The organism is Hyphomonas sp. (genome assembly GCF_036964145.1).
Taxonomy (GTDB): domain Bacteria; phylum Pseudomonadota; class Alphaproteobacteria; order Caulobacterales; family Hyphomonadaceae; genus Hyphomonas.
Window position 1 is genome coordinate 26984 of the sequence record NZ_JBALUC010000005.1, and the last position, 25520, is coordinate 52503.

Consider the following 25520-nt stretch of genomic DNA (forward strand, 5'->3'; position numbering starts at 1 on the left):
AATGGTCGCCGGTACCGAATATTCAAACGCTGCATTGTGTTGAAATATAAACACTTCGGAAAGTTTCGCTTTACCAAGACGTAAGAGCCACGTGCCATTGTGAACGCCACAGGGGGGTTGGCTTAAGGCTTTCCTTCGCGGGCAAATTAATCGGGATAAGTGTAGATGAAAGTTCTCTGGGTTGAAGATCACGAGCCGGTACGGGACATGCTGGCGATTGCTGCAGACAAGGCAGCGCGTTCGCGCGTGCAAGTCGACCTTGTCATGGCGCCGACCCTGATGCTGGCCGAGTCCCGCCTGCGCCTCGAACGCTTCGACCTTGTTGTCCTGGACCTCGGCCTGCCGGATTCCTTCGACCCTGACATGACCATCGCGCGGGTTGCCAATATGGGCAAATACCGGATCGCCGTTGTCTCTTCCATGGATGTGCGTGACCAGGCCGTTGAGTCCGCCCTGCGCTGCGGTGCCAACATCCATCCCCAGGCCATCTTCAAGGCGACCCTGCCGTTCAATCGCTTCATCCAGCGCCCCGATGCGTTTGAAGACTTCCTGATGGACCTGATGCCAGCCGCAGAAACCAAGGCCGTCCGCGCGGCCTAACCCATCCGGGCGCTTGCGAAGCGCCCCTTCCCCTTGCTAAGCCGCCTTGGATACGTCCGGGCGGCTTTTTGCTGGGCGGCATAGCAACAAGGCGGTGACCCCGATGATGGAATTCCCCGTGACGATCAGCCTGATCGCGGCCAATGTCCTCGTCAGCCTGATCGGCCTGTCGAACCGCGACTTCTTCGAGGACAACAATTTCTGGATCGCCCCGATCCGGGACGGTCGCCAATGGTGGCGTTTCGTGACCTCCGCCTTCCTGCACGTGAATGCGACCCATTTGTTCATCAACATGTTCGTCCTGTGGGAATTTGGCCGGGTGTTGGAACGTATTCTCGGTGCAACGACTTTCCTGATCATCTATATTGGCTCACTGCTGGCAGGGAACATCTGGGAATATGTCGACAAGAAGAACCAGCCGGATTATCGCGCGGTCGGCGCGTCCGGCGCGACCTCGGGCGTGGTGCTCTCCTTCAGCGTGCTATTGCCGTTCGCCATGCTGGGCCTGTTCTTCATCATTCCCATGTGGGCGATCGTGGCTGCCGCATTGTTCATTTCCGTCAGCTATTTTCTCTCTCGCAGGCCTAACACGATGATCGCGCATGGGGCCCATCTTGGCGGAGCGCTGGCTGGCGCGGCGCTGACCTTTCTGCTCGTGCCCGGTTCGTGGAGCCGACTGCTGGCCCAGATCGCCGAGCGGCTGGGTTGAGAAAAATGCCCAACGTGCTTGAGAAATATGAAGCCCGCATCGAGAGCGGCCAGCTGACGCCGGACCCGGTTCAGGCAACCGCCGCTGCGGCGCTGAACGATCTGGAACACCGACTGGCCAATCGCAAGACCGGGGGCTGGTTCTCGAAAGCTGAAACCGTGACCGGCCTCTACATGTGGGGCGGCGTTGGCCGGGGCAAATCCATGCTGATGGATCTGTTCTTCGAAAGTGCGCCGGTTGAAGCCCGCCGCCGGGTCCATTTCCATGAATTCATGGCCGAAGTGCATGACCGTCTGGATGCCTGGCGCAAGCTATCTCAGGACGACCGCAGACGTTCGGAATGGCGCGTCAAGGGAGCGGGCGACGACCCGATCGCGCCAGTGGCGAAACAGATCGCCTCCGAGGCGAGCCTGCTCTGCTTCGATGAATTCCAGGTCACCCAGATCGCCGATGCGATGGTTCTGGCTCGCCTGTTCGAGGCGTTGTTCGACATGAGGGTCACGGTGGTGGCCACGTCCAACCGCCACCCCAATGATCTCTACAAGGATGGCATCAACCGCCCCCTCTTCCTCCCCTTTATCGAGCATCTGAAGGCGCACTGCGAGATTCTGGAACTCGCCTCGGAGCGGGATTACCGGCTCGACCGCCTGATCGAAGCGCCGGTCTGGTATGCGCCGCTGAACGCGGGGTCCGAGGCCGCGCTGGACCGGGCCTGGGACCGGCTGACCCTTGGCGCCGAACCGCAGCATTGTGTGCTGACCGTCAAGGGCCGCAAGCTGGAAGTGCATCGTGAAGCCGCCGGAGTGGCGCGCTTCACCTTCGAGGAATTGTGCGCCCGGCCGCTCGGGTCTCGCGACTATCTGGCGATTGCCGCAAATTTCAACACGGTGATCCTGTCAGGCATTCCGACGCTCGGCCCGGAAAACCGGAATGAGGCGGCCCGCTTCGTGGCACTGATCGATGCGCTGTATGAGGCGAAGATCAAGCTGGTCGCCAGCGCGGCGGCCGAGCCGGAAAGCCTCTACCCCGAAGGCGATGGCAGTTTCGAGTTCGAGCGCACCGCCAGCCGTCTCCATGAAATGCGGTCCACGGATTATCTGGCCGAGGCCCGCGTCGAACTGGAAACCGAGTAGCGGTCATGTCGTTTGTCCTGTGAGGCACGTCATGGACCCCCGCATAGACATGCAGGTGCGACGCCCCTGAAGGCGCTTGGAAGGTAAAACCAGGTTTTTAGGTGCGCCGGGCGGTCAGGTATCGGGCAGAGGCAAGGGCATATCGGTCCCCTGGCCCTGCAGGCCGCCGGCGCAGGGCCAGTCGGCCCGGAGCACGTACCCGGCAAGGCGGGCAATCTCCAGCCCCATGCCGGACGGTGACACACAGCCCATCGCCACCTGAAATGCCTTTGACGGCGTGAACGCCAACGGATCTGGCCGCGCGGTCTCCGGCGCATCTCCGACGGCGGCGATCCAGACATTGCCGCGGGCATCACACATTGTCAGAAACGGCGTGCCGCGCCCCTTGAGGCGGCGCACATAGAGGCGCAGCAGGACCAGCTGCAACCATATCCAGAACCGGAACGGCTGGAGGTGCGGCTTGAGCGGTGGCGGGGGCGCAAACAGGCTGTCCATGCACGAGAGTATACGCCTCGCCTACAGAGGGGACGGATAAGGTCTGACCAAGGCCAGGCGTGACTACAGGACGGGGACGTTTTCTTGCAGGATACGCGCGCCGCTACTCCCCTATGCGGCGGTCTCAGCCTGCGCGCACATTGAGATCGGGCGCGGTCATTTCCTTGCAGAGCACAGCCCGGCCGATCAGATAGCCCTGGATCAGGTCGCAATTGCGCGCGGCGAGCTGTTCCAGCTGCCAGCTGGTTTCCACGCCTTCGGCGCAGCTGATCAGATTCATTTCCCGGCACATCTTCAGGCTGCCCGTCAGCACTTTGGGCAGGACGCCGGAATCACTCTTCTTGCCCAGCAGGCTCTTGTCGAGCTTGACCTTGTTGAAGGGCAATTCTTCCAAAAGAGAGAGCGAAGAATAGCCAGTGCCGAAATCATCGAGGGCCAGCGAGACCCCTGCCCCGACAATCTTGCCGAGCACCTGCTTGCTCGTGTCGATATTCCGGAACAGGACGTTCTCGGTGATTTCGAGTTCGATCCGTTCGGGCGGGATGCCATGACGCCGGAGCGCGTTGAGGAAATTGTCGGCAAATTCATGAGACGTCAGCTGCGACGGGGAGACGTTGAAAGACAGGAAGCTGGTGCCGTCAGGCAGCCAGCGCAGCGCCTGATTGAGCATGGACCAGAAAAAGCTGTCGATCAGGCCGAGACGTTCAACCGCCGGCATGAACTGTTTCGGCGAGGGCTGGCGGCTGAACCCGCTATCAGGCCAGCGCGCAAGCACCTCATAGCCCGCTATCATGTGCGTGCGCAGGTCCAGGATTGGCTGGACGGCGGGCTGGAAGCGATTGTCCTTCACGGCCCCGATAATGGTCTTGTCGAACTCTTCGGCGCCCATGTCCGACATATCCTGCCGACGGTCGAACGCAGCAATCCCTCCGCCTTCAGACTTTATTCGGATCATCGCCTTGTCGGCGGCATACATCAGACTGGCCTCATCGGCCGCATCGTTCGGGAAGGCCGCAAGGCCGATGGAGGCACCCACCGAGACAAGGCCAAGCTCTGTCTCTATGGGGGACAAGAGCGCGCTCTGGGCGTGGGCCGCCATGTCCAGCGCGGGCGCTCCGGCGCCGCCAAGGACAAATGCAAATTCGTCTCCGCCCAGCCTGCAGGCAAACTGGCAGCCCTCCATCTCCGAGAGCCGGCTCGCCAGCACTTTCAGCACGCGGTCCCCAATGGCATGTCCATAGCGGTCATTCAGGGGCTTGAACCGATCCAGATCCACCAGCGCGCACATGAAGGGTGCCCCCTGCTCGACCAGGGACTGCACTTCCCGGACAAAGGCGCGGCGATTGAGGATCTGCGTCAGCGGATCGGTGTCGGCCAGTTGCCGGATCTTGCGCTCGGCGCGCTCGCGCTCCTCAATTTCGGCCTGGAGGTCCGTCAGCATGCTGGCATGAATTTCGGTCAGGGCATGGAAGACGCCGAGCGCATTCAGGCAGCCCGCATAGACGCCGTCCTCATGGACCAGGATCAGGCCATTGGTCAGCAACTCGGACTTGTCCCGAATGCTGCCGAACACCGTCGCCGCATCCTCGGACAGGGCCATGACGAGCGGGTTGCGGTCCATGATCCCGGCCACCCCCTTCTTCTGGTTCAGGGCATATCCGAACGGGTTGGAGATCAGCCGCTGGAACGCCTGTAGCGAGACGAAGCCGACCGGCTTGCCGGTCCGGTCGACGATCGGACACAAGGTGGCTTCCGGATTGTTGACAAAGAATGCCGACACCGCATCAAAACTGTCGCTCACATAGAGCGGCGAAAAATGCATCCAGGACGTGGAGCGAAATCTCATAATAAACCCATCTGCCCCACCCAAAGGCACTCAGGGGTCTGCCTATCAGGACAGTCTGAAAACTTGGTAACCAGCAATATCCACAACAGCGGACAAGCCATTGAATTATGTGAATTTATTATGACATTTGATGCTATAGAGACGCCTGAGCCTGACCCAAATCGAGTGTCAGGACTGGTCCGGGACGCCCCGCACGGAACGGGCGAGATGCTCGGGTGACACGCTGGCATTTTCGCGCGCAATCACGCTGAACGACGCGTCGGTTTCCAGCACAACCGCTTCGGCCGCCTCTACATGCGTGAGACCGTTTTCGCGGAGCGCGGCAAGCACTTCCGATTTGGTCAGGCGTTCGTCGCGAATATTCTTTTCGAGATATTCTCCCCGGTAGACGAGCAAGCGCGGGCTGGATTTGACCAGTCCCTCAAGCCCGCCCATGCGGGCGATAATGAAGGTCAGCGCCCATTGAATGCCCAGCAGGATCAGGATCGCGAACAGGGCCTCGAACGCCGTGACACTATTCGACGTAATCCCGGCCCCGGCGATGGAGCCGAGCGCCACCGTCACCACCCAGTCAAAATTATTCATCTGAGACGTCGACCGTTTGCCGGCGAGGCGGATGAACGCAATGATCGTGATATAGATAACGGGCGCCGCCAGGGCGATCCGGACCAGATCCTTCCACCCGTCATAATAGATGGCTGAAATATCCATCAGACCGCCCCCTGCGCGATCTCGTAATCAATCGGCTTGTAAGCAAAATTGTTCGATTCTCCGGCCGAGCAACTGGTCATGCCGATCAGCAGATCCATGCAGGCCTCGAAGGTGATCGATTGTCCGGGCTTGCTGAGCGGCGGCAGCACCTTGATCTCGCCGGTCTCGGGATCGGTCGCCACATGCATGAAGATGTTGAACGCGATGGGGATATCATCCGGCCCGATATCATAGTCGGCGAGCGCAGCTTCCAGGTTTTCCTGACAGCCGCCTTTCGGGTATGCCTCATTATACAGTTTGCGGAATGTATCCTTCGAGCACGGCGTCAGGGTGAAATCATGACGACCCACTTCGTCCTCGACAATCTTCAGCATGTCATTGCTGCGGTTCGAATAGAGGATGTCTCCCTTGGTCAGGAACATGCGCCCGGCATAATCGAGGGAGCGACCGGACGAAATGACTTCCTTCCGGTCGTCCAGATTATACGCGACCATATCGCTGACCTGTTCGCCCTCGGGATCCGTTACAGTCAGGCGCTCGCCCTTGCGAAGGATGAAGGCGGCGCCGGATTTTGGCGGAATTCGATGGCTCATTTCAGCGGCTCCTGTGGGGTGAACGGACATTTCCAGTCGGGCCCGACCTCGCGGCCGGAATATTGGGCGGCTTCAGAGCCGCGACCGAAATCGGCCAGCATCGGATTGACCGATCCGGCCAGCGCCTTGTCGCGCTCGCGGATGATCTTTTTCATCTTCTCGAACCTACCATCTTCCCGCAGGCGCTCAAACTGCTCATGCGAATTGAACACGAGCGCGGGGAACTCAAACCGGCGGGCCGGACGGGACGCATCGGGGTGCAGGCCGATGACGAAGAACGCTTCGCCCAGCAGGCCCATGGAGAAATGCGCCGATTCCGGGTCGCGCTCGGCGCTCTCGGCCCATCCCCTGCCCTCGACCACGTCGAGATTGTGGAGGGATTGGAGCCTGTTCCAGAGCGCGCGCTCGAATTCGGTTTCCGACATCTGGGTCGGCCCGGTGAAGATCGCCACGAAGGACTGGACGACCGGCGAGTCAAAATCGAGCTGGTCGATGAACTCTTCGAGCGCCCGTCTGAGATTGATGTCGCCAGCGGCGGAGTCGATATCCCCGAACTCGGCAATCATCAGCTGGTCGCGGACCATTGCGGATTTTGCCCCGATACAGGGGAAGGTGTCGGATTGCACGAACTGCTTGAAGGCATCCGTGCGACTGAGAGTAGTGCTGCCCATTTCAGTATTTCCTGTTATGATACGGGCAATCAACCGCTTGACATTCAAACCGGTTCCGCAACTGCTGACAGGAATGTGCGGCGCATATGCGCCCCCTTTGATGGCAAGGGACAAGCTGACTGCGGCAAGTGAATTCAGCCGCTCAAAACCCCTTCAAAAGCAGGGCTGGCGTGCTTATTTATGTTAATCCGCGATGACATTAATGCGGATACTACGGGGCGACGCCGCCGCATAGCGGGGCTAAACGTCAGGAAGAACATCTGATTGCCGGAACGATCGCCGCAAAGCGGGGTTGGTCTGCAAAGGAGGAGATTGGATTATGGCGAACAAAACCGCCAGTGCGAGCGTGGCTCTCAGCCCGGAACAGGGCCTGAGCCGCTACCTCACCGAAATTCGCAAATTCCCAATGCTCGAGAAGAACGAGGAGTTCATGCTCGCGCGGAAATGGCGTGAACAGGAAGACACCCAGGCCGCTGAGAAGATGGTGACATCCCACCTGCGTCTCGTGGCCAAGATTGCCATGGGGTATCGCGGCTATGGCCTGCCTATGGCCGAAGTAATCTCCGAGGGCAATGTCGGCCTGATGCAGGCCGTCAAGAAATTCGACCCGGACAAGGGCTTCCGCCTTGCCACCTACGCCATGTGGTGGATCCGGGCCGCGATCCAGGAATACATCCTGCGCAGCTGGAGCCTCGTCAAACTGGGCACCACGGCCGCGCAGAAGAAGCTGTTCTTCAATCTGCGCCGCCTGAAGGGCGAGATGAAAGCGCTGGACGAAGGCGACCTTCGCCCCGAACAGGCCCAGCTGATTGCTGAAAAGCTCAATGTCACGGAAGCCGAAGTCTATTCCATGAACGGACGCATGTCCGGCTCAGATGCGTCCCTGAACGTGCCGATGGGCACCGATGGCGACATGGAGTGGCAGGACTGGCTGGCCGATGATGACCAGGGCCAAGCCGAGGAGTTTGCCGACAAGCAGGAATTCAATGCGCGGATGGAATTGCTGACCTCCGCCATGGAAGATCTGAACGAACGGGAACGCCATATCCTGACGGAACGGCGCCTGTCGGAAGAACCGAAGACGCTGGAAGAACTCTCCGAGGTCTACAATGTTTCGCGTGAACGGATTCGTCAGATTGAAGTGCGGGCCTTCGAAAAGCTCCAGAAGGCCATGAAACGCATGGCGAAGGATCAAGGCCTGCCAAGCACGGGCGCCACCGCCGCCTGAGGCCTGGCCCTGCTTTTCAAGGCCTCAGCGTTCCGACAATTTCGGATAGGCCGCGTCATCCTGATCAGACGGCTCATGAAACAATGGGTCGTCTGTCAGGTGCCCTACCCCTGCCGACTTCAAATTCCACTTCCTGCGATTGGATGACCAGATTGCGACGAGGCAAGCCTTCTCGCTTTGGTCGACACGGCCATTTGCTGATGTCCCTTTGGGCCGAAAAATGGACTCGCATACAATATCCGACCGTGTGGCCTGCACGGACTGGACAGAGCAGGTCAGCGCCTTGGGTTGTGGACCAACCACCGACCGGGTCCGGGCCCGCTGGCAGAGCGGAGCAGATAATCCTGTGCGCCCGCCCCCATTCATCAGGACATGAACCCGCTCCATGTCTTCCGAAGACAGGGCATCCAGCAGGGCAGGCACCGTACTCGCGTCATTGTATGCCGTCAGTTCGTCATTCAATTTGAGCTGCAGACCGGAAACCTGCTCGAGAGCCGCCTGGCGATACATCTGCCGTCCCGCGGAAATGGCCAGGAGGCTTGCCGCCACCAATATCAGCATGAGCACCAATCTATGATGCCACAGCACGACCATTGTCTTCATTATCAAACTCATGCGCCCCCCGGCCAGCCAACAAATTCTGAATCGCCCTCTCAATATCTATTTATGATAGTGTTCACAATAGCAAAAGATTGAATTTTTCTCTCATTAGGAGAATTCATTTGCAATTTACGCGCGGCAGGCGATCCGGGAAGGCCTCCGATGAGGAGACGTGATGAGTCCTCACGCGACCAGATGTGTCTTTGACTTGTCCACTCGCCTTGCCTACAGCCCCTCTTCCTGCCTCGCGCCAAGACAAGACAAAGACGATGCCCCTGATCCCGGTTTCCCATGCAGATGATCCCCGTCTGGACGCCTATGTCTCCCTCCGCGAGAAGGATCTCACATCAGGTCATGGCGCGCGCTTTATCATCGAGGGAAAGGTGACACTGGAGACAGCGCTGCGGCGCGGGCGGTTCGCTCTGGAAAGCGTGTTCCTGGCCGAAAGCCGGGTGGAGCCTCTAGCGGACCTGTTAGCTGAAGTGCCAGAGGAGATTCCGGTTTATGTGGCGCCACAGGCTGTGATGGACGCTGTCGCTGGCTTCCCGATGCATCGCGGCGTGCTGGCGTGCGGGCTTAAGGGGGAGATTACCGCGCCGGAGGCCTTCCTGGCGGCGCAGGGCGCTGCCTCCACCCTGCTCCTGATGTCGGACCTGTCCAATCACGACAATGTCGGCGCGTGCTTTCGCAGCGCCGCGGCCTTTGGCGCAGATGCCGTGCTGATGAATGCACAATGTTGCGACCCGCTCTATCGCAAGGCCATTCGCGTCTCCTCCGGCAGCAGCCTGTGGCTGCCCTATGCCCATGGCGGGACGGGCCTGGACATGGTGAACGCGGCCAAGGCAGCGGGCTATGAAGTCTGGGCGATGACGCCGCGCGCAGACGCCGTGCCGATCATGCAAATGGATATGCCGGAGCGAGTCGCCATCCTGCTCGGGGCCGAAGGACCGGGGCTGCCGGACGAGCTGATCGCGGCATGCCGTCCCGTGCGCATCCCAATGTCGGAAGGCTTTGACAGTGTGAATGTGGCGACCGCCGGAGCGATCGCCATGGCTCACATATTTGGGGCAAAGGCCTAGAAGACGCGCGGACGTTCTGTCTTTTCGACGTGGAGACCGCATTCGGACTTCGCCTGCCCGGCCCAGCGACCCGCGCGCGGATCGTCCGGATTGTCTGAGGGCTTTGTGCATGGCCAGCAGCCGATGGAGGGATAGCCCTGAGCGACCAGAGGATGGCGCGGCAGATTGCGCTGCTTGATCAGCAGTTCCACATCATCAGGTGTCCAATTGGCCAGCGGGTTCACCTTGTAGCGACCATTGGCGAATTCGAAGACCGGCAGGCTCATCCGGGCGCCGCCATGAAAGCGTTTGCGGCCGGTGATCCAGGCATCAAAGCCTTCCAGAGCGGGCTCCAGCGGGCGCACCTTGCGAAGGGCGCAGCAGGCGTCCGGATCAGTCTTCCAGAGATTGTTCTTCGGGTCGAGCACCTTGCGCTCGGTCTCGCTTGGCGCAATTTCGCGCACGCCGGTCAGGCCGAGCTTCTCGATCAGCTCGTCCTTGTAGTCCAGCGTCTGCGGGAAGTGCATGCCGGTTTCGAGGAAGACGATGGGCAGGTCCGGTTTCACGTCCGCGATCAGGGACAGCATGGCGACGCTTTCCGCACCGAAGCTGGATACATAGGTCAGACTGCTGACCCATTCGCGGACCATGGCGACGCGCAGCACCGTCTGGGCGGACGCATCGCGCAGCTCGCCATTCAGGCGGGCCAGACGGAGGTCCGGGGCTTCGGTCTTGCGGGCCAGGCTGTCGCCATAAGGCATAAGGATCAGCTTTCGTGTCTCTTGCGATAAACCGGCACCCGGCCAGCCGCAGCGGGCTGGTAGACATCGGAATATTCTTCCAGTGCGTTCACTACTTCATGTAGGTCAGCACGGGCGGTCTCGTAAGCGTCAAAGCCTGAACGGTTCATATAGAATATCTGATCCCGCAGAACGTGGCCCACGGCGCGCAGTTCGCCGGAATAGCCGAAACGACGGCGCAGGAGCTGGGCCTGGGAGTAGCCGCGCCCGTCGGTATATTTAGGGAAACTGATCTCGATCAATTGCAACCGGTCGAGATATTCCTCCAGTTCGTGCGGGTCGTCGCCCGGCTCCAGCCGCACACCAATATCGGTATTGCGGGCCAGCAGGATCTCCCGCTCGCTGCGGAAGCGCCCCAGTGAAACTGTAATACATCCACCAGGAGACAGCTCGCCTTCATCCGGAACAAAGGCCCAGATATTGTCGATCTCCGTGCCGTTCTTAACCAGCGGCATAAAGCGCCTCCTTGAAAGGATCGTGGCCGAGGCGGGCCAGTGTCTCGATGAACAGTTCGCTCTTGTCGGCGCGCAGCTCGCGATAGGTATCCACGACGCGTTTGAGGGCGCCGGGCACGTCGTCCGCCTTCAGGCCAGGACCGGCAATATCGCCAATCGCGGCTTTCTCATCGGCGCGGCCCCCGAAGGTGATCTGATAGAATTCCTCACCCTTCTTGTCGACGCCAAGGATGCCGATATGACCCACATGATGGTGGCCGCAGGCATTGATGCAGCCGGAAATATTGATGTGCAGGCGGCCAATGTCTTCCTGATAGTCGGGATCGGCGAAGACCTGTTGCACCGCCTGCCCGACCGGGATGGACCGGGCATTGGCGAGGTTGCAATAGTCCAGACCCGGACAGACGATCATGTCCGTGATCAGGCTTTCATTCGCGGTATGGAGGCCGGCGGCTTTCAGTTCGCGATAGACATCCGGCAAATCATCCAGTGCGACATGCGGCAGGACGAGGTTCTGGGCATGGCTGACGCGAATGTCGTCATACGCATAGGTTTCGGCCAGATGTGCGACGGTCATCATCTGCGCATCTGTGGCATCGCCAGCGAGACCGCCAATCGGCTTCAGGCTGACCGTGACGGATGTGTAGCCCGGCTGCTTGTGCGGATGGAGATTGATGCGGGCCCACCGCGCGAATTCGGTGTCTTCGACCTTCAGCGCTTCGAACGCTGCGGATGTATCCGGCTTTGCGGCCAGTTCCGGCGGCGCGAAATAGGCATGGATACGGTCGATCTCGGCCTGCGGCAGGTCGATCTTTTCGTTCTCGCGCTGGGCGGCATATTCCGCGTCGACGAGGCGGCGGAATTCAGCCTCGCCCAGTTCGCTGACGAGGATCTTGATGCGGGCCTTGTACTTGTTGTCCCGGCGGCCGAAGCGGTTGTAGACGCGCATGATGGCTTCGAGATAATCGAGCAGCTCCGCTTCCGGCACGAATTCATTGACCTGTGTGGCAAGGTGCGGCGTGCGCCCCTGCCCGCCGCCGACATGGACTTCAAACCCGACCACATCGCCGCGCTTGCGGATGTGCAGGCCGATATCATGCACCCGGATCGCGGCGCGGTCATGCTCGGCCGCCGTGACGGCGATCTTGAACTTGCGCGGCAGGAAAGCGAATTCGGGGTGGAACGTGCTCCACTGGCGGATGATTTCGCACCAGGGGCGCGGGTCCATCAGCTCGTCTTTCGTCGCGCCGGCATAATGGTCTGACGTGACGTTGCGGATACAGTTGCCGGAGGTCTGGATGGCGTGCATCTCGACCTCGGCCAGCTTGGCCAGCACGTCCGGAATGTCCTTCAGGGCAACCCAGTTGAACTGGATGTTCTGGCGCGTGGTGAAGTGGCCATAGTTCCGGTCATAGTCGCGCGCGACGATGGCCAACTGGCGCAGCTGGCGGCCATTCAGCTGGCCATAGGGAATGGCCACGCGCAGCATGTAGGCGTGTAGCTGGAGGTAGACTCCATTCTGCAGGCGGAGCGGCTTGAACTCGTCTTCCAGCAATTCGCCTGACAGGCGGCGGTCCACCTGTCCCCGGAATTGCGCGACCCGCTCGGAAACGATCCGAGCATCAAACTCATCATATCTGTACATTACGCAGCCTCTTTTGCGTGCGGTATATTGAGGGCCGCTTCGGTGCGGCTGACCCATCTCTCCACGGAGGGAAATTCCGACAGGTCAAAGCCGCCCTCATGGGCGACCCGTGTGTAAGCAACCAGTGCGATGTCGGCGAGTGTCATCGTGTCGCCAACGATCCAGTCCGTATAGGTCAGCTGCAGCTCCATCACGCCCAGTGCGCGGCGGCCCTTGGCCATCAGCTGCGGATCGATCTGGTCGTCCGGCGTGTTGAGATAGTGCTTCTGGAAACGCCGCACAGCGATGGCCGTCTCGTGGGAATATTGTTCCCAGAACAGCCAGCTCATCATCTGCGCCCGGCGGAATGTATCCGACGGCACAAGGTCGCTGCCCCCCTCTTCGGCGAGGTACAGCATGATGGCGTTCGACTGCGGCAGCGCCCGGCCATCCGGCCAACGTGCGAGCGGCACCTGGCCCGCCGGGTTCAGCGACAGGAAATCTTCGGTCTGGGTCCCGCCCTGCAGGATATCGACCTCGACCCAGTCATAGGGAATGCCGAGCAGGTCAGCGGTCCATTTCGGCTTCATGCAATTGCCGGAAATGGAGTCGCCATAGAGCGTGAGACGGGTGATCTCGCGATGGGGCATCAGGCGCCCTCTCCATAGGAAACGGTCGGCCCCCTGGCGCGGATCGTCTCGCGCAGGGTCTCACGGCCCGTGATTTCGCCGGTCTCGGTGACTTCCATGAAATACGGATCGGTGACAGTCCCCTCCTGCGCCATCGCCTCGGCAAGGCGCGCTTCGGCCTCGTCGCCGGTGAAGGCGGCGATTTGCGAGACATCCTGGGTCCAGCTGCCACTGGCAGTCATCCAGACATTCTGGCCGGTGGCGGTTTCCCATGCGGTGACGGCTTTCGGCGTATCCGGTTTCAGTTTCGGGCGAACGGATGTCATGCAAAAGTCTCCTGGCCGACGTGGCCCGACAGGCCGATAGCGCCACTAGCGAAAGGGAGGCCGGCCACCTTACCGATAATCAGCAATGCCGGCCCCTGAATGTCGTTATCTGTGATGAGGTCCGGCAGTTCTGCAAGGATGCCGAAGACCTGGATTTCATTGGGGCGGGTGCCATTCTCGATCACCGCAACCGGCGTGTCAGGTGCGCGACCCGCTTCAATCAGCTTGTCGGTAATGGCTGTCGCCGTGCCAACGCCCATGAAGACGGTGACGGTCTGGTTCGGCTTGGCCAGCGACTCCCAATCGAGATCAGGCACGCCGCCCGCCTTGGCGTGGCCGGTGACAAAGGTCAGACTCTGGGCATGATCGCGATGGGTCAGCGGGACACCCGCCTGCGCCGCGCATCCGAGCGCAGAGGAAATGCCCGGTACGACAAAGGCTTCGACGCCGGCCGCGAGCACGGCTTCCATCTCTTCGCCGCCGCGTCCGAAGATAAACGGGTCGCCGCCCTTCAGGCGCACAACACGCTGGCCGTCTCGGGCCGCGCGGATCAGCATTTCGTGGATTTCGTCCTGGGGCACCGAATGGTCACCCTTGCTCTTGCCGACCGAAACCCGGTCTGCATCCCGGCGGATCAGCGAGAGAATCTCATCGCTGACAAGCCGGTCATAAAACACGATGTCGGCTTCCTGCAGCAGGCGCAGGGCCTTCAGGGTCAGCAATTCCGGGTCGCCCGGACCCGCGCCGACCAGATGGACCACGCCCTGTGTGCGGCGCCCGGCCAGCGCATCGCGCATGGCCTGTTCGGCCGCCTCGATCTCTCCGGCATAAGCAAGCTCGGCGGCCTTACCATTCAGCACCTGCTCCCAGAACTGGCGGCGGTCAGAGGCATCCGGAAGTTTGGCCTTCACGTCGTCGCGCATCCGTCCGGCCAGGGCAGCAAGGTCTCCGATGCGAGCAGGGATCAGCGCTTCCAGTTTTGCACGGACCGATTTGGCGAGCACGGGCGCGGACCCGCCGGAAGCAACGGCCGCCACGATATCGCCCCGGTCCATGATGGACGGGACGGTGAAATCGCAGAGATCCGGCCGGTCAACCACATTGAGCGGCACGCCATACTGGCGCGCCCAGGTGATGGCGCGTTCGGTATTATCATCAATTCGGCACGCCACGATGGCGAACCGGGCCACATCCAGCGCGGCGCCGGCCTCGGCCTGTGGCGCGATGGTGATGCGGCCGGCAAATTCCTGAGCGAACCCGGAATCGATGTCTTTCCCGATGATCACGGTAATATGTGCCGGGGTCTTGGCGAGCAGGCGCACCTTGCGGCGTGCTTCCTCACCACCGCCGAACACGACGACGCGCGCGTCATCCATGTTGAAGAAAGCCGGGAACTGGCGCATGCGGGCGAACCCCTTTTTAGGCAAGCTGATCAATCAAGTGCCAAAATGGCTCTTGACGCGGCGGACGCAACCATGAACCCCTACAGCGATCCTTTAGAGAAACTATCCATGTCAGACCCATCCGACCGACTTCCCCCATTGAATGCGCTGAGAGCCTTTGAGGCCGCCGCGCGGCGGCTCTCGTTTACACAGGCTGCCGAAGAGCTGAATGTCACGCCCGGCGCGATTTCACAACAGATAAGGCAGCTGGAAGAATATGCCGGCACGCCCCTGTTCAAGCGAACGGGCCGTTCAGTTTTGCTGACAGATGCCGCTCAGGCGAGCCTGCCCCTCGTGCGGGACGCATTCGAGAGAATTTCTGAAGCCGGCCGCATCATGCAGGCCCCCGCCCGCAAGGGCCGGGTGATGGTCTCTTCGGCGCCTTCCTTCGCGGCGAAATGGCTGGCCCCCCGTCTTGACGGCTTCCATCGCGAGCATGGAGAGACCGAAGCCTGGATCTCAGCCGACATGGGTCTGACCGATTTCACGACGGCCGACGCAGATTTCGCCATCCGCTATGGCCGGGGCAATTATGACGGGCTGAAATCGGAAAAACTGATGGACGAGACCGTCCTGCCCGTCTGTTCCCCTGCCCTGCTGGAAGGACCGGACGCGATCCGCAAGCCTTCGGATTTGCGCCATCACACGCTGATCCATGATGAAAGCAATGAGAATGACCCGTCCTGCCCCGACTGGGCCAGCTGGCTGCGTGCGCGGAATGTGAAAGATGTCGAGGGCTCACGCGGCCCGCGCTTCAATCAGGCGATCCTGGTGATCGAGGCCGCCGCCGCCGGGCGCGGTGTGGCCCTGGCCAAACGTGCCATTGCCGCAGCTGACCTTGCCTCCGGCCGGCTTGTGGCCCCATTTGCTGACGGCTCGCATCTGATCGATTTCGGCTACTGGATTGTCTATCCGAAGGGCCGTCATTTGACACCGGATGTGCGCAATTTCATCAAATGGCTGAAGACCGAAGCGACCAACAGCGAAGTGGTTGGCGTGTAAGACCTGACGGGTCCAAGCCCGCCTTATGGCTCATTGCCTTCCCAGTCGACGATCCAGTCCTCGGTGTCTTCTTCGAAGACCGTGTCTTCGGAGACGGTACGCCCCCGGATGGAGTGGCCTTCTTCATGGATACGGTTGCGGTCGCCGCACACGAGATGGTGCCAGTCAGGCAAATCCTTGCCTTCATGGATCAGGCGATAGCCGCAGGTCTTCGGCATCCAACGGATTTCCTCCACCTTTTGCGGCGTCAGGATCACACAGTCTTCGACGGTTTTCTTGCGATTCTGGTAGTCGGCACACTGACAGGTCCCGCTGTCGAACAAGCGGCAATGCAGCCGCGTATAGGCAATCTCGCCGGTATCTTCGTCTTCCAGCTTGAGCAAGCAGCACTTGCCGCAGCCATCACAGAGGGATTCCCATTCCTGCGATGTCATCTGACCAAGCGACTTCGTTTTCCAGAAGGGCTGGGTCATCCCCTCAAGGCGGCCCATTCGGGTGACTTTTCGATCAGGGCGGTGGCGAACCAGCAGGAAGACGACACCGTCTCCCCTGCGGCCATGATATCTTCCATCACCGTCTTCACCAGTTTTTTCCCGAGACCGCGGCCCCCGAGTTCTCCCGGGACAATCGTATGGGTGATGTGGCGATGGCCGGTGCGCGGGCGCTCATAGGTCAAATACGCTTCCAGCCCATTCTCGAAATGGCTGTAGCGCATATGGTTTTCGTCATGGGTAATCCTGGTCGTGGTCATGCGAGGACATCCTGCCATTCGGGGTGTTTCTCGATCTGGGCCTTTGCGAAAGGACAGAGCGGAATGATCTTGATGCCATCCCGGCGAGCATCCTCGACCGCGCGCTTCACCATGGCCACGCCGACCCCGAGGCCGCCGAGTTCCTTGGGCACACCGGTATGATCAATAATGATCCGCTGCGTACCGGCCTTCGAATAGGTCATCTCGGCCTCATGACCCTTGACCCGCGTAACATAGCGCCCACCGGTTTCTCCGTCTTCGCGCTTGATCTCAATCTCGCTCATGAGCATCTGCCTTCTGCTGAGAAGTCCTATGTGGCGCGCGAGGCAACAGCGCGCAAGGAAAAGCCGCCCCTGATGGAGCGGCTTTCACAGTAGTGTGATGGGGCCTTACTTCTTGACGGCGTCCTTCACGTCACCCGCCGTTTTGCGGGCTTCGCCTTCGGCCTTGTCCATTTTGCCTTCGGCCTGCATCTTCTTGTTGTCCGTCATCTTGCCGACGGTGTCCTTGACTTCGCCTTCAGCTTTCTTGGCGCCGCCTTTAACATGTTCCTTGTCCATTGGGGTCTCCTTGGGGGTTGCTTGTGTCGGCCGCATGAGTGCGGTCCCTTAATCAACGCGTATCTTGCTGGAGCGATCCGATTAAATCCTCGTCAGAATGTGCGCGGCGCAGGGGGACTGTTCAAAGGCCCGTCACGCGGCTACCCCAACTCGCATGGCCCGCCTGCTGACGCATCCGACAATCGACTGGAAGGAAGATGGCACGCCCGTCGCGCGCGAGGCGGGGGATGTCTACTTCACGGCCGGAGATGGCCTAGCCGAAACCCGCGCCGTATTCCTGCAGGGCTGCGGCCTGCCGGAAGCGTGGGTTGGCCGGGACCAGTTCACCGTGGCCGAGACCGGGTTCGGAACCGGGCTGAATTTCCTCGCCCTGTGCGAGCTGTGGCAAGCGCGCCGCCCTGCCCCGGCGGCGTGGCTGCACTTTGTCAGCTTTGAAGGATTCCCCCTTACGCCAGCCGATGCGATGCAGGCGCTGGCCGCCTGGCCGGAATTGTCGGCGCTTGCCGAACGGTTGCTGGCGGACTGGCCGGAGCCGGTGCGCAGCGTGCATCATGTTGTCTGGGCCGATCTTGGCGTGACGCTAACGCTTCATCTCGGCGACATTCACGACACGCTGCCTGCAAGCCGCTTCATGGCAGATGCGTGGTTCCTCGACGGGTTCAGCCCGGCGAAGAATGAAGAGATGTGGGCGGCTGATCTTTATGGCCTGATCGCGGAACGTTCCCAGCCCGGCACGACCATTGGGACGTTCACGGTGGCAGGTGCCGTGCGGCGGGGGCTGGCGGAGGCCGGCTTCGACGTCGCCAAAGCGCCCGGTCATGGCCGCAAACGCCAGCGGCTCGAAGCAAGGCTCGCCCAACCTCCCGCCCCAAAGCCCGACATCTATGGCTTGCGCGCCTTGCCAGCACCGGCGCGGAAGATTGCTGTCCTCGGCGCCGGGATTGCCGGGGCGAGCGCCGCACACGCCCTGACAGAGCGCGGCGCGGAGGTCACCATCTTCGATCCGGTCGGTCCGGCAAGTGGCGCAAGTGGCAATCCGCTGGCGCTTTTGATGCCGCGCCTTGATGCGGGCGATACGGTACAGGCCCGCCTGCTGATCGACGCCTATCTCGCCGCCCGCCGCACCTATGCGGGGATGATTGGGGCGCACGAAACCAGCGTGCGACAGATGCCCAGGGACGAGGCCGAGCGAACCCGGTTCGCCAAACTGCTCGCCGACCCGCCTTTGCCCCTCGAAGACCTTGAAGCGATCTCCGGCGGCGGCCTGCTGCACAAACGAGCCCTGGTCCTTGAGCCCGCGCGCATAATTGCGAACTTGCTGGAAAGCGTACCGGTTCGGATCGGACCCGTAGACGTATCGCTGGAAACCGGGACGGTGAACGGTGAGGCGTTCGACGCCATCGTGCTCGCCACGGCGATGGAGACGAACCGGCAGCTGGACAGGATCAGTCTCGAAGGACGGCTCGGCCAGGTTGACAGTGTTACAGGCGCTGCGCCCGTCGAGGCCGACGCGATGGCCAGCGGGCATTACGCCCTCGCGCTGGGGGATCAGCGTTTGTGGGGCGCGACATTTGAAAAGATCGCAGACGACGTGCCGCCTCAGACGTCCGATGCGGCCCGCGAAACCAATGCCGAGGCATTGCGCGAACTGTCGCCCTGGTGGCGGCGGGATGCAGCCGCATTTCCGGTATCCTCCCGGGCTGCCATCCGGGCCACGACGGCCGACCGGCTACCGCTGATCGGCGCCGTACCGGATCATGATGCAGCCCTGGAAACTTTTGCCGGATTGCGAAAAGGGCGCCCTGCCGATGCGGACGCCCCCTTGCTGGCGGGCATATTCATGGTGAATGGATTTGGTGCGCGCGGCTTTACCTGGGGCCCGTGGGCCGGGCGGCTGTTGGCGGCGCAATGCCTGGGCGGGCCCTCCCCCGCCGAGGTGCCGGCGCTGGAGGCGGTCAGCCCCCTGCGCCTGATCCTTCGCGGCCTAAAGCGCGGCGATATCTGACTGGCCCAGCGAGCGGGCGATGCTGAGGCGAACGCCCCCATCCTCGTGCGGAGCAAAATTCATCTGAAGTCCGCCGAACTCCAGAACGGTTTGTCCGTGGAGGCTGGAGATGAAGAGTATCATCATCAGGATGAGAACAGAGACCCCTCCCAGCAGCCAGTTATTTGTCAGTAGCGTCCCCTTACGCATTTTTCCGGTCCTTCTTGTCGGATAGTTAGGGTGAATGGGCGCGGTCTAGTTGCCGCGCTCCAGGTCGCGGAATTCCTTGCGCAGGCGCCACTCGTCAGACGTGACCTTGCGTTCGATATCCCTGAGGCGTTCGTCGAGATCCATGAATGTGTATTTCAGATTCCCGAAGGTGGCGCGCGGGCGGTCGTTCACATTACGCCAGAAGACATCTTCTTCCGGAGAGATGAGACGACCGCCCAGAGGCGTACGGGGCGTGATCATCCAGACCACGATGTAGGCGATCACGGCGATCGGCCCGGCGATGAAGAAAAAGGCGAGCACGGCCAGCAGGCGAACCAGGATCGGTTCCCAGCCAAAGCGCTCGGCCAGGCCGCCACAGACGCCAGCAATGACCTTGTCATGGCGCGAGCGATAATAGCGCTTCGGATTGGGGGAGCCGTACTGGTCGCCTTCTGGGGCGGGATCACGGTAGGCACGGGATTGGCGGGACATATGTCTGGGTCCTTAGTCGTCAAAAGTGGGGCGGGAAGCGCGAGGCGGCTTGCGAGGGCTGTCTGCTTCGCTCTGCTCAAGGAGGGATTCCAAAGTCTCGATCCGGCGTTCCATCGCCTTGGCCGAGCGCCAGAGATCCTCCATCATGCGCTCATCATCCGGCATCAGGGTCTTCTGCTTCCGCCACAGGGTAATGTAATGGAAGATCATGCCCGGGAGGACGATGAACAGCGAAACGATCGCTATGATTGGAATAAACTCATCCATCAGGCGGCCTCGTCAGCGGAGTTGGCGCGATTGGCGCGCGCTTGGGCGATGAGGCCCGGAGCGCAGACCAGCGTCATGAAGCCGGCAAGGCAAGCGAGTGAAAAGAGCATCAATTAGTCCTCCGATTTCTTGCTGGAAGACTTCGCCGATGACTTGGCGCGCTTCGCTTTCAGGGCTTCGAGTTCTTTCTCGACGCTCTCGTCACGCTCCAGCGCGGCGAATTCGGCTTCGAGGGTCGGCTCGCGTCCCTTGATTGTATCTGCGTAGGCTTCCATTTCGTCGACCTTTCGCTCGATATTGTCATAGCGGGCCAGCGCATCATCGACCTTGCCGTCATAGACCTGGCTGCGGATGCGGATACGCTGTTCGGCGGCTTCGCGGCGCATCATCAGCGCACGATGCTTTGCCTTTGCCTCGTCCAGCTTGGCCTGGAGTTTTGCCAGATCGTCCTGACGCTTCGCGAAGGCTTCCTCGGCAGCGTCCATCGCGACCTTGCGGCGTTCGATTTCGCCGTCTGCCTTCTGCTTGGCGGTCAGTGCGCCCCGGGCAAGATCTTCACGGCCCTTGTCGATGGCGAGTTCGGCCTTGGCGGCCCACTCATCGCGGGTCGTGGTGAAATGGACGATTTCGCGTTCCATTTCCTTCTTGTCTGCCATGGCACGGGCCGCAGCAGTGCGAACCTCAACCAGCGTATCTTCCATTTCCTGGATGATGAGCCGGGCAATCTTTTCAGGATTTTCGGCGCTGTCGAGCATCGCGTTGATGTTGGAATTGATGATGTCACCGAGTCGGGAGAACAAGCCCATTTTGGTGTCCTTTCGTGAGTGGGGGGAGGATTAGAAGAACAAACCGCCGAAGAAGATGCCGACGACGAAGAACATCCAGCTTTCCGCCGGACGCGTCGCGAGCCACCGACCGAAACGGCCAGCGTCCGAGCGGGCTTCCGAAGTATTGTAGCGATCTTCCATTTTCAGTTTGTCCTTCTTGAATGTGTGAGCAACGCCCTGTCGCTCTGAGCCCTTCTATCATTTCAAGGACCGTGCCAGTTCAGAATTAATTTTATAATACGTTGTTTTATATTGATATTTTGTCACTTTGACAGAGTGCGGTTTTTGTTTTTTAGTATTTTTCGCCAAATGCATTGTAGATTTTATCGCCACTTTTTGTTATTTTGACTAAATGATTGACCAGAATACACAATTGCTGGGCCAAGCCCCCGCATGGCTCAGCGCGCAGGAGCATGTTTCCCGTGTCGCCCCGCTGGATCGCCCCATCCTTGTCATCGGGGAGCGGGGAACCGGCAAGGAACTGATCGGGGAACGCCTTCACTTCCTGTCCAAGCGCTGGGACGGACCGTTCGTGAAGGTCAATTGCGCGGCGCTGTCAGAGACTTTGCTGGATTCCGAATTGTTCGGGCATGAGCGCGGCGCGTTCACCGGCGCGACCGAAATGCGTCGGGGCCGGTTCGAACTGGCTGATGGGGGCACGATCTTTCTCGATGAAATCGCCACCGCGAGCGACCAGGTGCAGGAAAAACTGCTGCGCGTGGTGGAATATGGTGAGTTCCAGCGCGTCGGCGGCTCAAAGGTGTTGGCAACGGATGTCCGCATCGTGGCAGCCACGAACGCCGATCTGCCGGGCATGGTTGAGGCGGGCGAGTTCCGCGCCGACCTTCTGGACCGGCTCGCCTTTGACGTCATCACCCTGCCCCCGCTCCGCGCGCGGCCCGGCGATGCCAGCCTGCTGGCCGATCATTTTGCCCGGCGCATGGCCATCGAGATGGCGCAGGACTTCCCGGGCTTTGCGCCATCGACCATTGCGGCCATCGAAGCACATGACTGGCCGGGGAATGTCCGCGAACTTCGCAATTTTGCACAACGCCTGGCGCATCGGGCCATGCTGATCGCCCCGGACGAGCCGGTCCTGTTCGATCCCTCGGCGCTCGACCCCTTCGATTCTCCCTGGCGCCCCTCAGGGTCCGGCAAGACCGGACAACCTGACACCCCTCGGGCCGATCCGATACGCATTCGCGACAATCCCGAGATCGCCGCGGATTTCAGCGCGCAGGTCGCCGCCTTCGAGATGCAATTGATCGATGAAGCGCTCAGCCTGTCACAGGGCCATCAGGGGCGGGCGGCAGATTTGCTCGGCCTGTCCTATCATCAATTCCGGGGCCTTTTGAAAAAGCATGATTACGGCCGCAATGCCGGCAAGGCCGCCGACCCGGAGGCCGGCACACCCATCAAGGGCCCGATGAGAGCCATGTAGGCGACCGCCCTATTTGGACGCGGTCAGGCTTTTCAATGTATCTATCAGGCGTGGAAAATGTACCGGCTTGGTGTGGACCGCACTCCCGGCCAGGCTGCCCTTCAGTTCGGCCTGGTCATTGCCCGTCACGAACACGAAGGGGATGCCGAGATCCTTCAAGCGGGACGCTGTAGGAAATGACGTGACCCCGCCGAGGTCCATGTCGAGCACCGCCGCATGGACAGCCCCCGGCTGGATCAAGGCATCTGCGTCCTCATTGCTCGACGCCGGACCCACCACTTCCAGCCCGGCATCTTCAAGCTGCGCCTTCACATCGTATGCAATCAGGAAATCGTCTTCCACCAACAGTATTTTCGGCATGCTCCCCCTACCTTCTTACTGGAAAGCGAAACTGGGCTTTTAATCCTTTCGGGTCAAAGGTTAAGTTCGCTTTCCCCCCAAGAGAGTGCGACAGGCTCTGTTCGATGAGCACGCTGCCAAAGCCTTTCCGGGTCGGCGGTGTGACGGGTGGACCGCCACTTTCGATCCAGTCGACGATCACGTCCGGCTCTTCATCATGTTCTTCAACACACCAATTGATGCTGAGCCGGCCGGAATCATTGGAAAAGGCGCCATACTTCGATGCGTTTGTCGCCAATTCGTGCAGGATCAGCCCAAAAGCGTGGGATCCCTGCGGGCCGAGCACGAGCGGCGGGCCGGTCATTTCAAGCCGTTCTTCCTCTGCCGGGGCATAGCCCATCACCTGATCCCGGATGAGCCGGGAAATATCGGCAGAATCCCTTGTCGTCGAGACGAGAAGGTCGTGGCTGGCCGCGATCGCGCGCAGGCGCCCGGTAAAGGATTGGCGGAAGCTCTCCAGCGTAGAGGCTTCCCGCAAGGTGTGCGCCGCGATCGCCTGGATCGTCGCCAGCGAGTTTTTCACGCGGTGGTTCAGCTCACCGAGCAGCATTTCGCGGTGAGCTTCGGCGCGCTTTCGCTCGGATATGTCGACCGCAGACATGACAATGTCCGTCACCTGTTCGGCTTCATCGAAAATCGGCGCCAATTGCACATCCACCGGGATCAATCGGCCCCGGGAATCCCGGATTTCCGCATCAAAGCGCATGCGCCGTCCAGCCTTTGCCTGGCTGAACGCCGAAATCAACCGGTCCTGCATGGCCGGTGTGTGGGACCAGGCCGGATGCTCCCACATCGGCTGACCGATCAAATCCTCACTCGCAGCCCCGGTGAGCCGCAAGGACGCCTCGTTGATCTCAAGCAATGTTCCGGACGGCGTGGTCAGGCCGATCATCGACACGACCCCATCCAGAATGGTGCGCAGGCGTTGCTGGTTCGCCTGCAATTGAAGCTCTGCCTGCTTGCGCGCGGTGACATCCTGAAAGGAAACGGCAAATCCGTCTCCGACCCGGGCCACCGTGAAGTGAAACCATCGCGGCTCCCGGTCTTGCGGATAATATATTTCCCGTTGCCAGGGCTGCCCGGTCTCGACGGTCTTGCAAAACACATCGAACAGGCCCCGCGTGAAGGCTTCGGGCATTTCCTGCGACAAGCGCTTGCCGACCAGCGCTTTTGCCGTGCGCGCGGTCAGCTGTTCGGCCGCCGGGTTCACGAATTCCCAGATGAAATCCTCGATCTCGCCTGACATGGTGCGCAGGCTGCGCAGGATCATGAACCCGTCGGGATTGGTTTCCTGAACCGCGCGGAACCGGGTCTCGCTGTCGGCAAGGGCCCGGCTGATCCGTTTCTTTTCCGTGATGTCCTGGAGGATGGAGATGAAATAGGCGACCTCGCCGCCCAGCTTCCGGACACAGCTGACCGACAGCGTGACCCAGACGATGCGTCCGGACTTGTGATAGTAGCGCTTCTCGATCCGGTAGGTATCCCGCTTGCCTTCAAGGACTTCATTCAGGAGCCCGACATCCAGGTTCAGATCATCGGGATGTGTGATGTCCTGAAAACTGATCTTGAGCAATTCTTCGCGCGGATACCCGACGATCTCAGACACGCGGCGATTGACGTTCAGCCACTGGCCTTGCGGTCCGATATGAGCAATGCCGACGCTGGCATGTTCAAACGTGTTACGGAACATTGCCTCACGCTCGGCCAGAGTGACCGGCGTGTCCTGCGGTTCCTCGGGCTCGGCAGTCGACATGCGTGGAGGTAATCCTTGGTGAATGGATATTAATCCAGAAGACTACGCGAAAGTGTAAAACAGGTTACTCGAACTGAGCACCGCTTACCACTTTGTAGTCAGGGGATTTTTATCCGGCATCTTCGAATGGCATGTAGAACGCATCGTATTGCTGTCTCGCCAGAATGAGAGTTTTCGGGGAATTTTTCTGCGCAGGCTCCCGCCAGGTCTTGAGGGGCCCTCCCTCCCGTCCCAAGTCCTGAAGGTGAGGAAATCGATTCGCCTCGGCCGCATTTCTGCGCCATACTTGAATCCTGAAAAAACAAAGGAGACCGCCCGTGCAGATACAGATTACTGGCAAGCATATGGATCTCGGCGAGGCTCTGCGGAGCCGTATCGAAGACGGACTGGAGGCGGCAGTCAGTAAGTATTTCAACCGAACTGGCGATGCCCGCGTTTTCGTCTCCCAGCAGGGCCCCTTCGTTGAAGTCGACTGCAATGTGCACCTGCCGTCCGGCATCATTCTCCAGTCGACCGGCAAAGCGGGAGACCCCTACGCCGCCCTCGAAAACAGCCTCGACAAGATGGAAAAAAGGGTACGCCGCTACAAGCGCCGCCTGAAGGATCATCATTCCGGAACATCGGCGCCAATGCCGAGCGAACTGGCACCGGAATCCGTGTTTCGCGTCAACGGACACGACACGCCCGATGAAGAGCCCATGGAAGAGACAGATGACACGCCCCTCACCGTAGCGGAGACCTCGCACACAATTCGGACGATGAGTGTATCTGAAGCCGTGATGCAGCTCGAACTGCAGGAAGTGCCGGCACTCATGTTCAGAAATGCTGGCCATGAGGGGCTGAATATGGTCTACCGCCGACCAGACGGGCACATTGGATGGGTGGATCCAGCGAACGCCCCGAGGAACTAGGCC

32 protein-coding genes are annotated in these 25520 nt (G+C 60.6%); 9 read left to right on the forward strand and 23 right to left on the reverse strand.

The genetic code is table 11. The features are described from left to right. Window positions 1-165 precede the first annotated feature (165 nt). From V7660_RS14325 to zapE, 3 genes are all read left to right on the forward strand, one after another. On the forward strand, window positions 166-600 hold the full coding sequence (locus tag V7660_RS14325; protein ID WP_335603737.1) for a response regulator: 435 nt from the start codon (window positions 166-168) through the stop codon (window positions 598-600). A 103-nt stretch (window positions 601-703) separates the two neighbouring features. Beyond that, complete coding sequence (locus tag V7660_RS14330) at window positions 704-1309, forward strand: rhomboid family intramembrane serine protease (protein ID WP_335603738.1); 606 nt, start codon at window positions 704-706, stop codon at window positions 1307-1309. Between the two features lie 5 nt (window positions 1310-1314). Further along, the gene (gene zapE, locus V7660_RS14335) at window positions 1315-2442 is read left to right on the forward strand and encodes a cell division protein ZapE (protein WP_335603739.1); all 1128 of its coding nucleotides are present in this window, start codon (window positions 1315-1317) and stop codon (window positions 2440-2442) included. 114 nt (window positions 2443-2556) lie between these two features. On the opposite strand, the gene V7660_RS14340 is transcribed toward zapE, so the two are convergent. From V7660_RS14340 to gntA, 5 genes are all read right to left on the reverse strand, one after another. Further along, complete coding sequence (locus V7660_RS14340; RefSeq protein ID WP_335603740.1) at window positions 2557-2937, reverse strand: hypothetical protein; 381 nt, start codon at window positions 2935-2937, stop codon at window positions 2557-2559. Between the two features lie 124 nt (window positions 2938-3061). Next, entirely contained in the window at window positions 3062-4783 is a 1722-nt protein-coding gene (locus tag V7660_RS14345; RefSeq protein ID WP_335603741.1) for an EAL domain-containing protein, read from the reverse strand. Window positions 4784-4951: 168 nt separating this feature from the next. Next, window positions 4952-5494: a DUF421 domain-containing protein gene (locus V7660_RS14350; protein WP_335603742.1), complete on the reverse strand. Its 543-nt coding sequence runs from the start codon at window positions 5492-5494 to the stop codon at window positions 4952-4954. Beyond that, window positions 5494-6087: an urea carboxylase-associated family protein gene (locus V7660_RS14355; RefSeq protein WP_335603743.1), complete on the reverse strand. Its 594-nt coding sequence runs from the start codon at window positions 6085-6087 to the stop codon at window positions 5494-5496. Before V7660_RS14355 ends, V7660_RS14350 begins: the two co-directional genes overlap by 1 nt. After that, window positions 6084-6758, reverse strand: coding sequence for a guanitoxin biosynthesis heme-dependent pre-guanitoxin N-hydroxylase GntA (gntA, locus tag V7660_RS14360; protein WP_335603744.1), 675 nt, complete (start codon window positions 6756-6758; stop codon window positions 6084-6086). Before gntA ends, V7660_RS14355 begins: the two co-directional genes overlap by 4 nt. A gap of 319 nt (window positions 6759-7077) precedes the next feature. On the opposite strand from gntA, the gene rpoH reads away from it, so the two are divergent. Further along, entirely contained in the window at window positions 7078-7986 is a 909-nt protein-coding gene (gene rpoH, locus V7660_RS14365) for an RNA polymerase sigma factor RpoH (protein WP_335603745.1), read from the forward strand. Window positions 7987-8010: 24 nt separating this feature from the next. On the opposite strand, the gene V7660_RS14370 is transcribed toward rpoH, so the two are convergent. After that, on the reverse strand, window positions 8011-8589 hold the full coding sequence (locus V7660_RS14370; protein ID WP_335603746.1) for a hypothetical protein: 579 nt from the start codon (window positions 8587-8589) through the stop codon (window positions 8011-8013). A gap of 266 nt (window positions 8590-8855) precedes the next feature. Between V7660_RS14370 and V7660_RS14375 the strand changes: the two genes are divergently transcribed. Beyond that, complete coding sequence (locus V7660_RS14375; protein WP_335603747.1) at window positions 8856-9665, forward strand: TrmH family RNA methyltransferase; 810 nt, start codon at window positions 8856-8858, stop codon at window positions 9663-9665. Here the strand turns inward: V7660_RS14375 and V7660_RS14380 are convergent. From V7660_RS14380 to cysG, 6 genes are read right to left on the reverse strand one after another with little or no spacing between them, the layout of a single operon-like run. Then, a complete protein-coding gene (locus V7660_RS14380) occupies window positions 9662-10405 on the reverse strand; it encodes a phosphoadenylyl-sulfate reductase (RefSeq protein WP_335603748.1) in 744 nt (247 codons plus the stop codon). The two genes, V7660_RS14375 and V7660_RS14380, sit on opposite strands and share 4 nt — an antisense overlap. A gap of 5 nt (window positions 10406-10410) precedes the next feature. Then, a complete protein-coding gene (locus V7660_RS14385) occupies window positions 10411-10899 on the reverse strand; it encodes a DUF934 domain-containing protein (RefSeq protein WP_335603749.1) in 489 nt (162 codons plus the stop codon). Beyond that, entirely contained in the window at window positions 10886-12544 is a 1659-nt protein-coding gene (locus V7660_RS14390; RefSeq protein WP_335603750.1) for a nitrite/sulfite reductase, read from the reverse strand. Before V7660_RS14390 ends, V7660_RS14385 begins: the two co-directional genes overlap by 14 nt. Continuing rightward, window positions 12544-13173 (reverse strand): glutathione S-transferase family protein, encoded by a 630-nt coding sequence (locus V7660_RS14395; protein ID WP_335603751.1) that lies wholly within the window; start codon window positions 13171-13173, stop codon window positions 12544-12546. Before V7660_RS14395 ends, V7660_RS14390 begins: the two co-directional genes overlap by 1 nt. Continuing rightward, the gene (locus tag V7660_RS14400) at window positions 13173-13478 is read right to left on the reverse strand and encodes a DUF2849 domain-containing protein (RefSeq protein ID WP_335603752.1); all 306 of its coding nucleotides are present in this window, start codon (window positions 13476-13478) and stop codon (window positions 13173-13175) included. The genes V7660_RS14395 and V7660_RS14400 overlap by 1 nt, the downstream gene beginning before the upstream one ends. Further along, a complete protein-coding gene (gene cysG, locus V7660_RS14405; RefSeq protein WP_335603753.1) occupies window positions 13475-14881 on the reverse strand; it encodes a siroheme synthase CysG in 1407 nt (468 codons plus the stop codon). Before cysG ends, V7660_RS14400 begins: the two co-directional genes overlap by 4 nt. Window positions 14882-14989: 108 nt before the next feature. On the opposite strand from cysG, the gene gcvA reads away from it, so the two are divergent. Then, entirely contained in the window at window positions 14990-15922 is a 933-nt protein-coding gene (gene gcvA, locus V7660_RS14410; RefSeq protein WP_335603754.1) for a transcriptional regulator GcvA, read from the forward strand. Between the two features lie 23 nt (window positions 15923-15945). Here the strand turns inward: gcvA and V7660_RS14415 are convergent, their stop codons facing one another. The 4 genes from V7660_RS14415 to V7660_RS14430 form a co-directional block, all read right to left on the reverse strand. Continuing rightward, window positions 15946-16413 (reverse strand): YcgN family cysteine cluster protein, encoded by a 468-nt coding sequence (locus tag V7660_RS14415; RefSeq protein ID WP_335603755.1) that lies wholly within the window; start codon window positions 16411-16413, stop codon window positions 15946-15948. Next, window positions 16392-16673: a GNAT family N-acetyltransferase gene (locus tag V7660_RS14420; protein WP_335603756.1), complete on the reverse strand. Its 282-nt coding sequence runs from the start codon at window positions 16671-16673 to the stop codon at window positions 16392-16394. The genes V7660_RS14415 and V7660_RS14420 overlap by 22 nt, the downstream gene beginning before the upstream one ends. After that, window positions 16670-16957, reverse strand: coding sequence for a GNAT family N-acetyltransferase (locus V7660_RS14425; protein ID WP_335603757.1), 288 nt, complete (start codon window positions 16955-16957; stop codon window positions 16670-16672). Before V7660_RS14425 ends, V7660_RS14420 begins: the two co-directional genes overlap by 4 nt. A gap of 105 nt (window positions 16958-17062) precedes the next feature. Beyond that, complete coding sequence (locus tag V7660_RS14430; RefSeq protein ID WP_335603758.1) at window positions 17063-17233, reverse strand: CsbD family protein; 171 nt, start codon at window positions 17231-17233, stop codon at window positions 17063-17065. A 154-nt stretch (window positions 17234-17387) separates the two neighbouring features. Here V7660_RS14430 and mnmC point away from each other — a divergent pair, with 154 nt between their 5' ends. Beyond that, window positions 17388-19238 carry an FAD-dependent 5-carboxymethylaminomethyl-2-thiouridine(34) oxidoreductase MnmC gene (mnmC, locus tag V7660_RS14435; RefSeq protein ID WP_335603759.1) on the forward strand — a complete coding sequence of 617 codons (1851 nt, stop codon included), beginning with the start codon at window positions 17388-17390 and terminating at the stop codon, window positions 19236-19238. On the opposite strand, the gene V7660_RS14440 is transcribed toward mnmC, so the two are convergent. From V7660_RS14440 to V7660_RS14460, 5 genes are all read right to left on the reverse strand, one after another. Continuing rightward, window positions 19218-19427, reverse strand: coding sequence for a hypothetical protein (locus V7660_RS14440; protein ID WP_290926705.1), 210 nt, complete (start codon window positions 19425-19427; stop codon window positions 19218-19220). The genes mnmC and V7660_RS14440 overlap by 21 nt on opposite strands. Before the next feature lie 45 nt (window positions 19428-19472). Then, window positions 19473-19919 carry an envelope stress response membrane protein PspC gene (gene pspC, locus V7660_RS14445; protein WP_335603760.1) on the reverse strand — a complete coding sequence of 149 codons (447 nt, stop codon included), beginning with the start codon at window positions 19917-19919 and terminating at the stop codon, window positions 19473-19475. A 12-nt stretch (window positions 19920-19931) separates the two neighbouring features. Then, entirely contained in the window at window positions 19932-20186 is a 255-nt protein-coding gene (pspB, locus tag V7660_RS14450; RefSeq protein ID WP_290926699.1) for an envelope stress response membrane protein PspB, read from the reverse strand. Window positions 20187-20299: 113 nt separating this feature from the next. Next, window positions 20300-20992 carry a phage shock protein PspA gene (pspA, locus tag V7660_RS14455; RefSeq protein ID WP_335603761.1) on the reverse strand — a complete coding sequence of 231 codons (693 nt, stop codon included), beginning with the start codon at window positions 20990-20992 and terminating at the stop codon, window positions 20300-20302. A gap of 30 nt (window positions 20993-21022) precedes the next feature. Next, window positions 21023-21154 carry a hypothetical protein gene (locus V7660_RS14460; protein WP_255342029.1) on the reverse strand — a complete coding sequence of 44 codons (132 nt, stop codon included), beginning with the start codon at window positions 21152-21154 and terminating at the stop codon, window positions 21023-21025. A 211-nt stretch (window positions 21155-21365) separates the two neighbouring features. On the opposite strand from V7660_RS14460, the gene pspF reads away from it, so the two are divergent. Beyond that, the gene (gene pspF / locus V7660_RS14465; protein ID WP_335603762.1) at window positions 21366-22454 is read left to right on the forward strand and encodes a phage shock protein operon transcriptional activator; all 1089 of its coding nucleotides are present in this window, start codon (window positions 21366-21368) and stop codon (window positions 22452-22454) included. 9 nt (window positions 22455-22463) lie between these two features. Here pspF and V7660_RS14470 read toward each other — a convergent pair whose 3' ends face one another. Both V7660_RS14470 and V7660_RS14475 read right to left on the reverse strand, forming a co-directional pair. Then, on the reverse strand, window positions 22464-22814 hold the full coding sequence (locus V7660_RS14470; protein ID WP_335603763.1) for a response regulator: 351 nt from the start codon (window positions 22812-22814) through the stop codon (window positions 22464-22466). 7 nt (window positions 22815-22821) lie between these two features. Next, window positions 22822-24606, reverse strand: coding sequence for a PAS domain-containing sensor histidine kinase (locus tag V7660_RS14475; RefSeq protein ID WP_335603764.1), 1785 nt, complete (start codon window positions 24604-24606; stop codon window positions 22822-22824). Window positions 24607-24923: 317 nt separating this feature from the next. Between V7660_RS14475 and hpf the strand changes: the two genes are divergently transcribed. Next, complete coding sequence (gene hpf / locus V7660_RS14480; RefSeq protein ID WP_335603765.1) at window positions 24924-25517, forward strand: ribosome hibernation-promoting factor, HPF/YfiA family; 594 nt, start codon at window positions 24924-24926, stop codon at window positions 25515-25517. The last annotated feature ends 3 nt before the right edge of the window (window positions 25518-25520 follow it).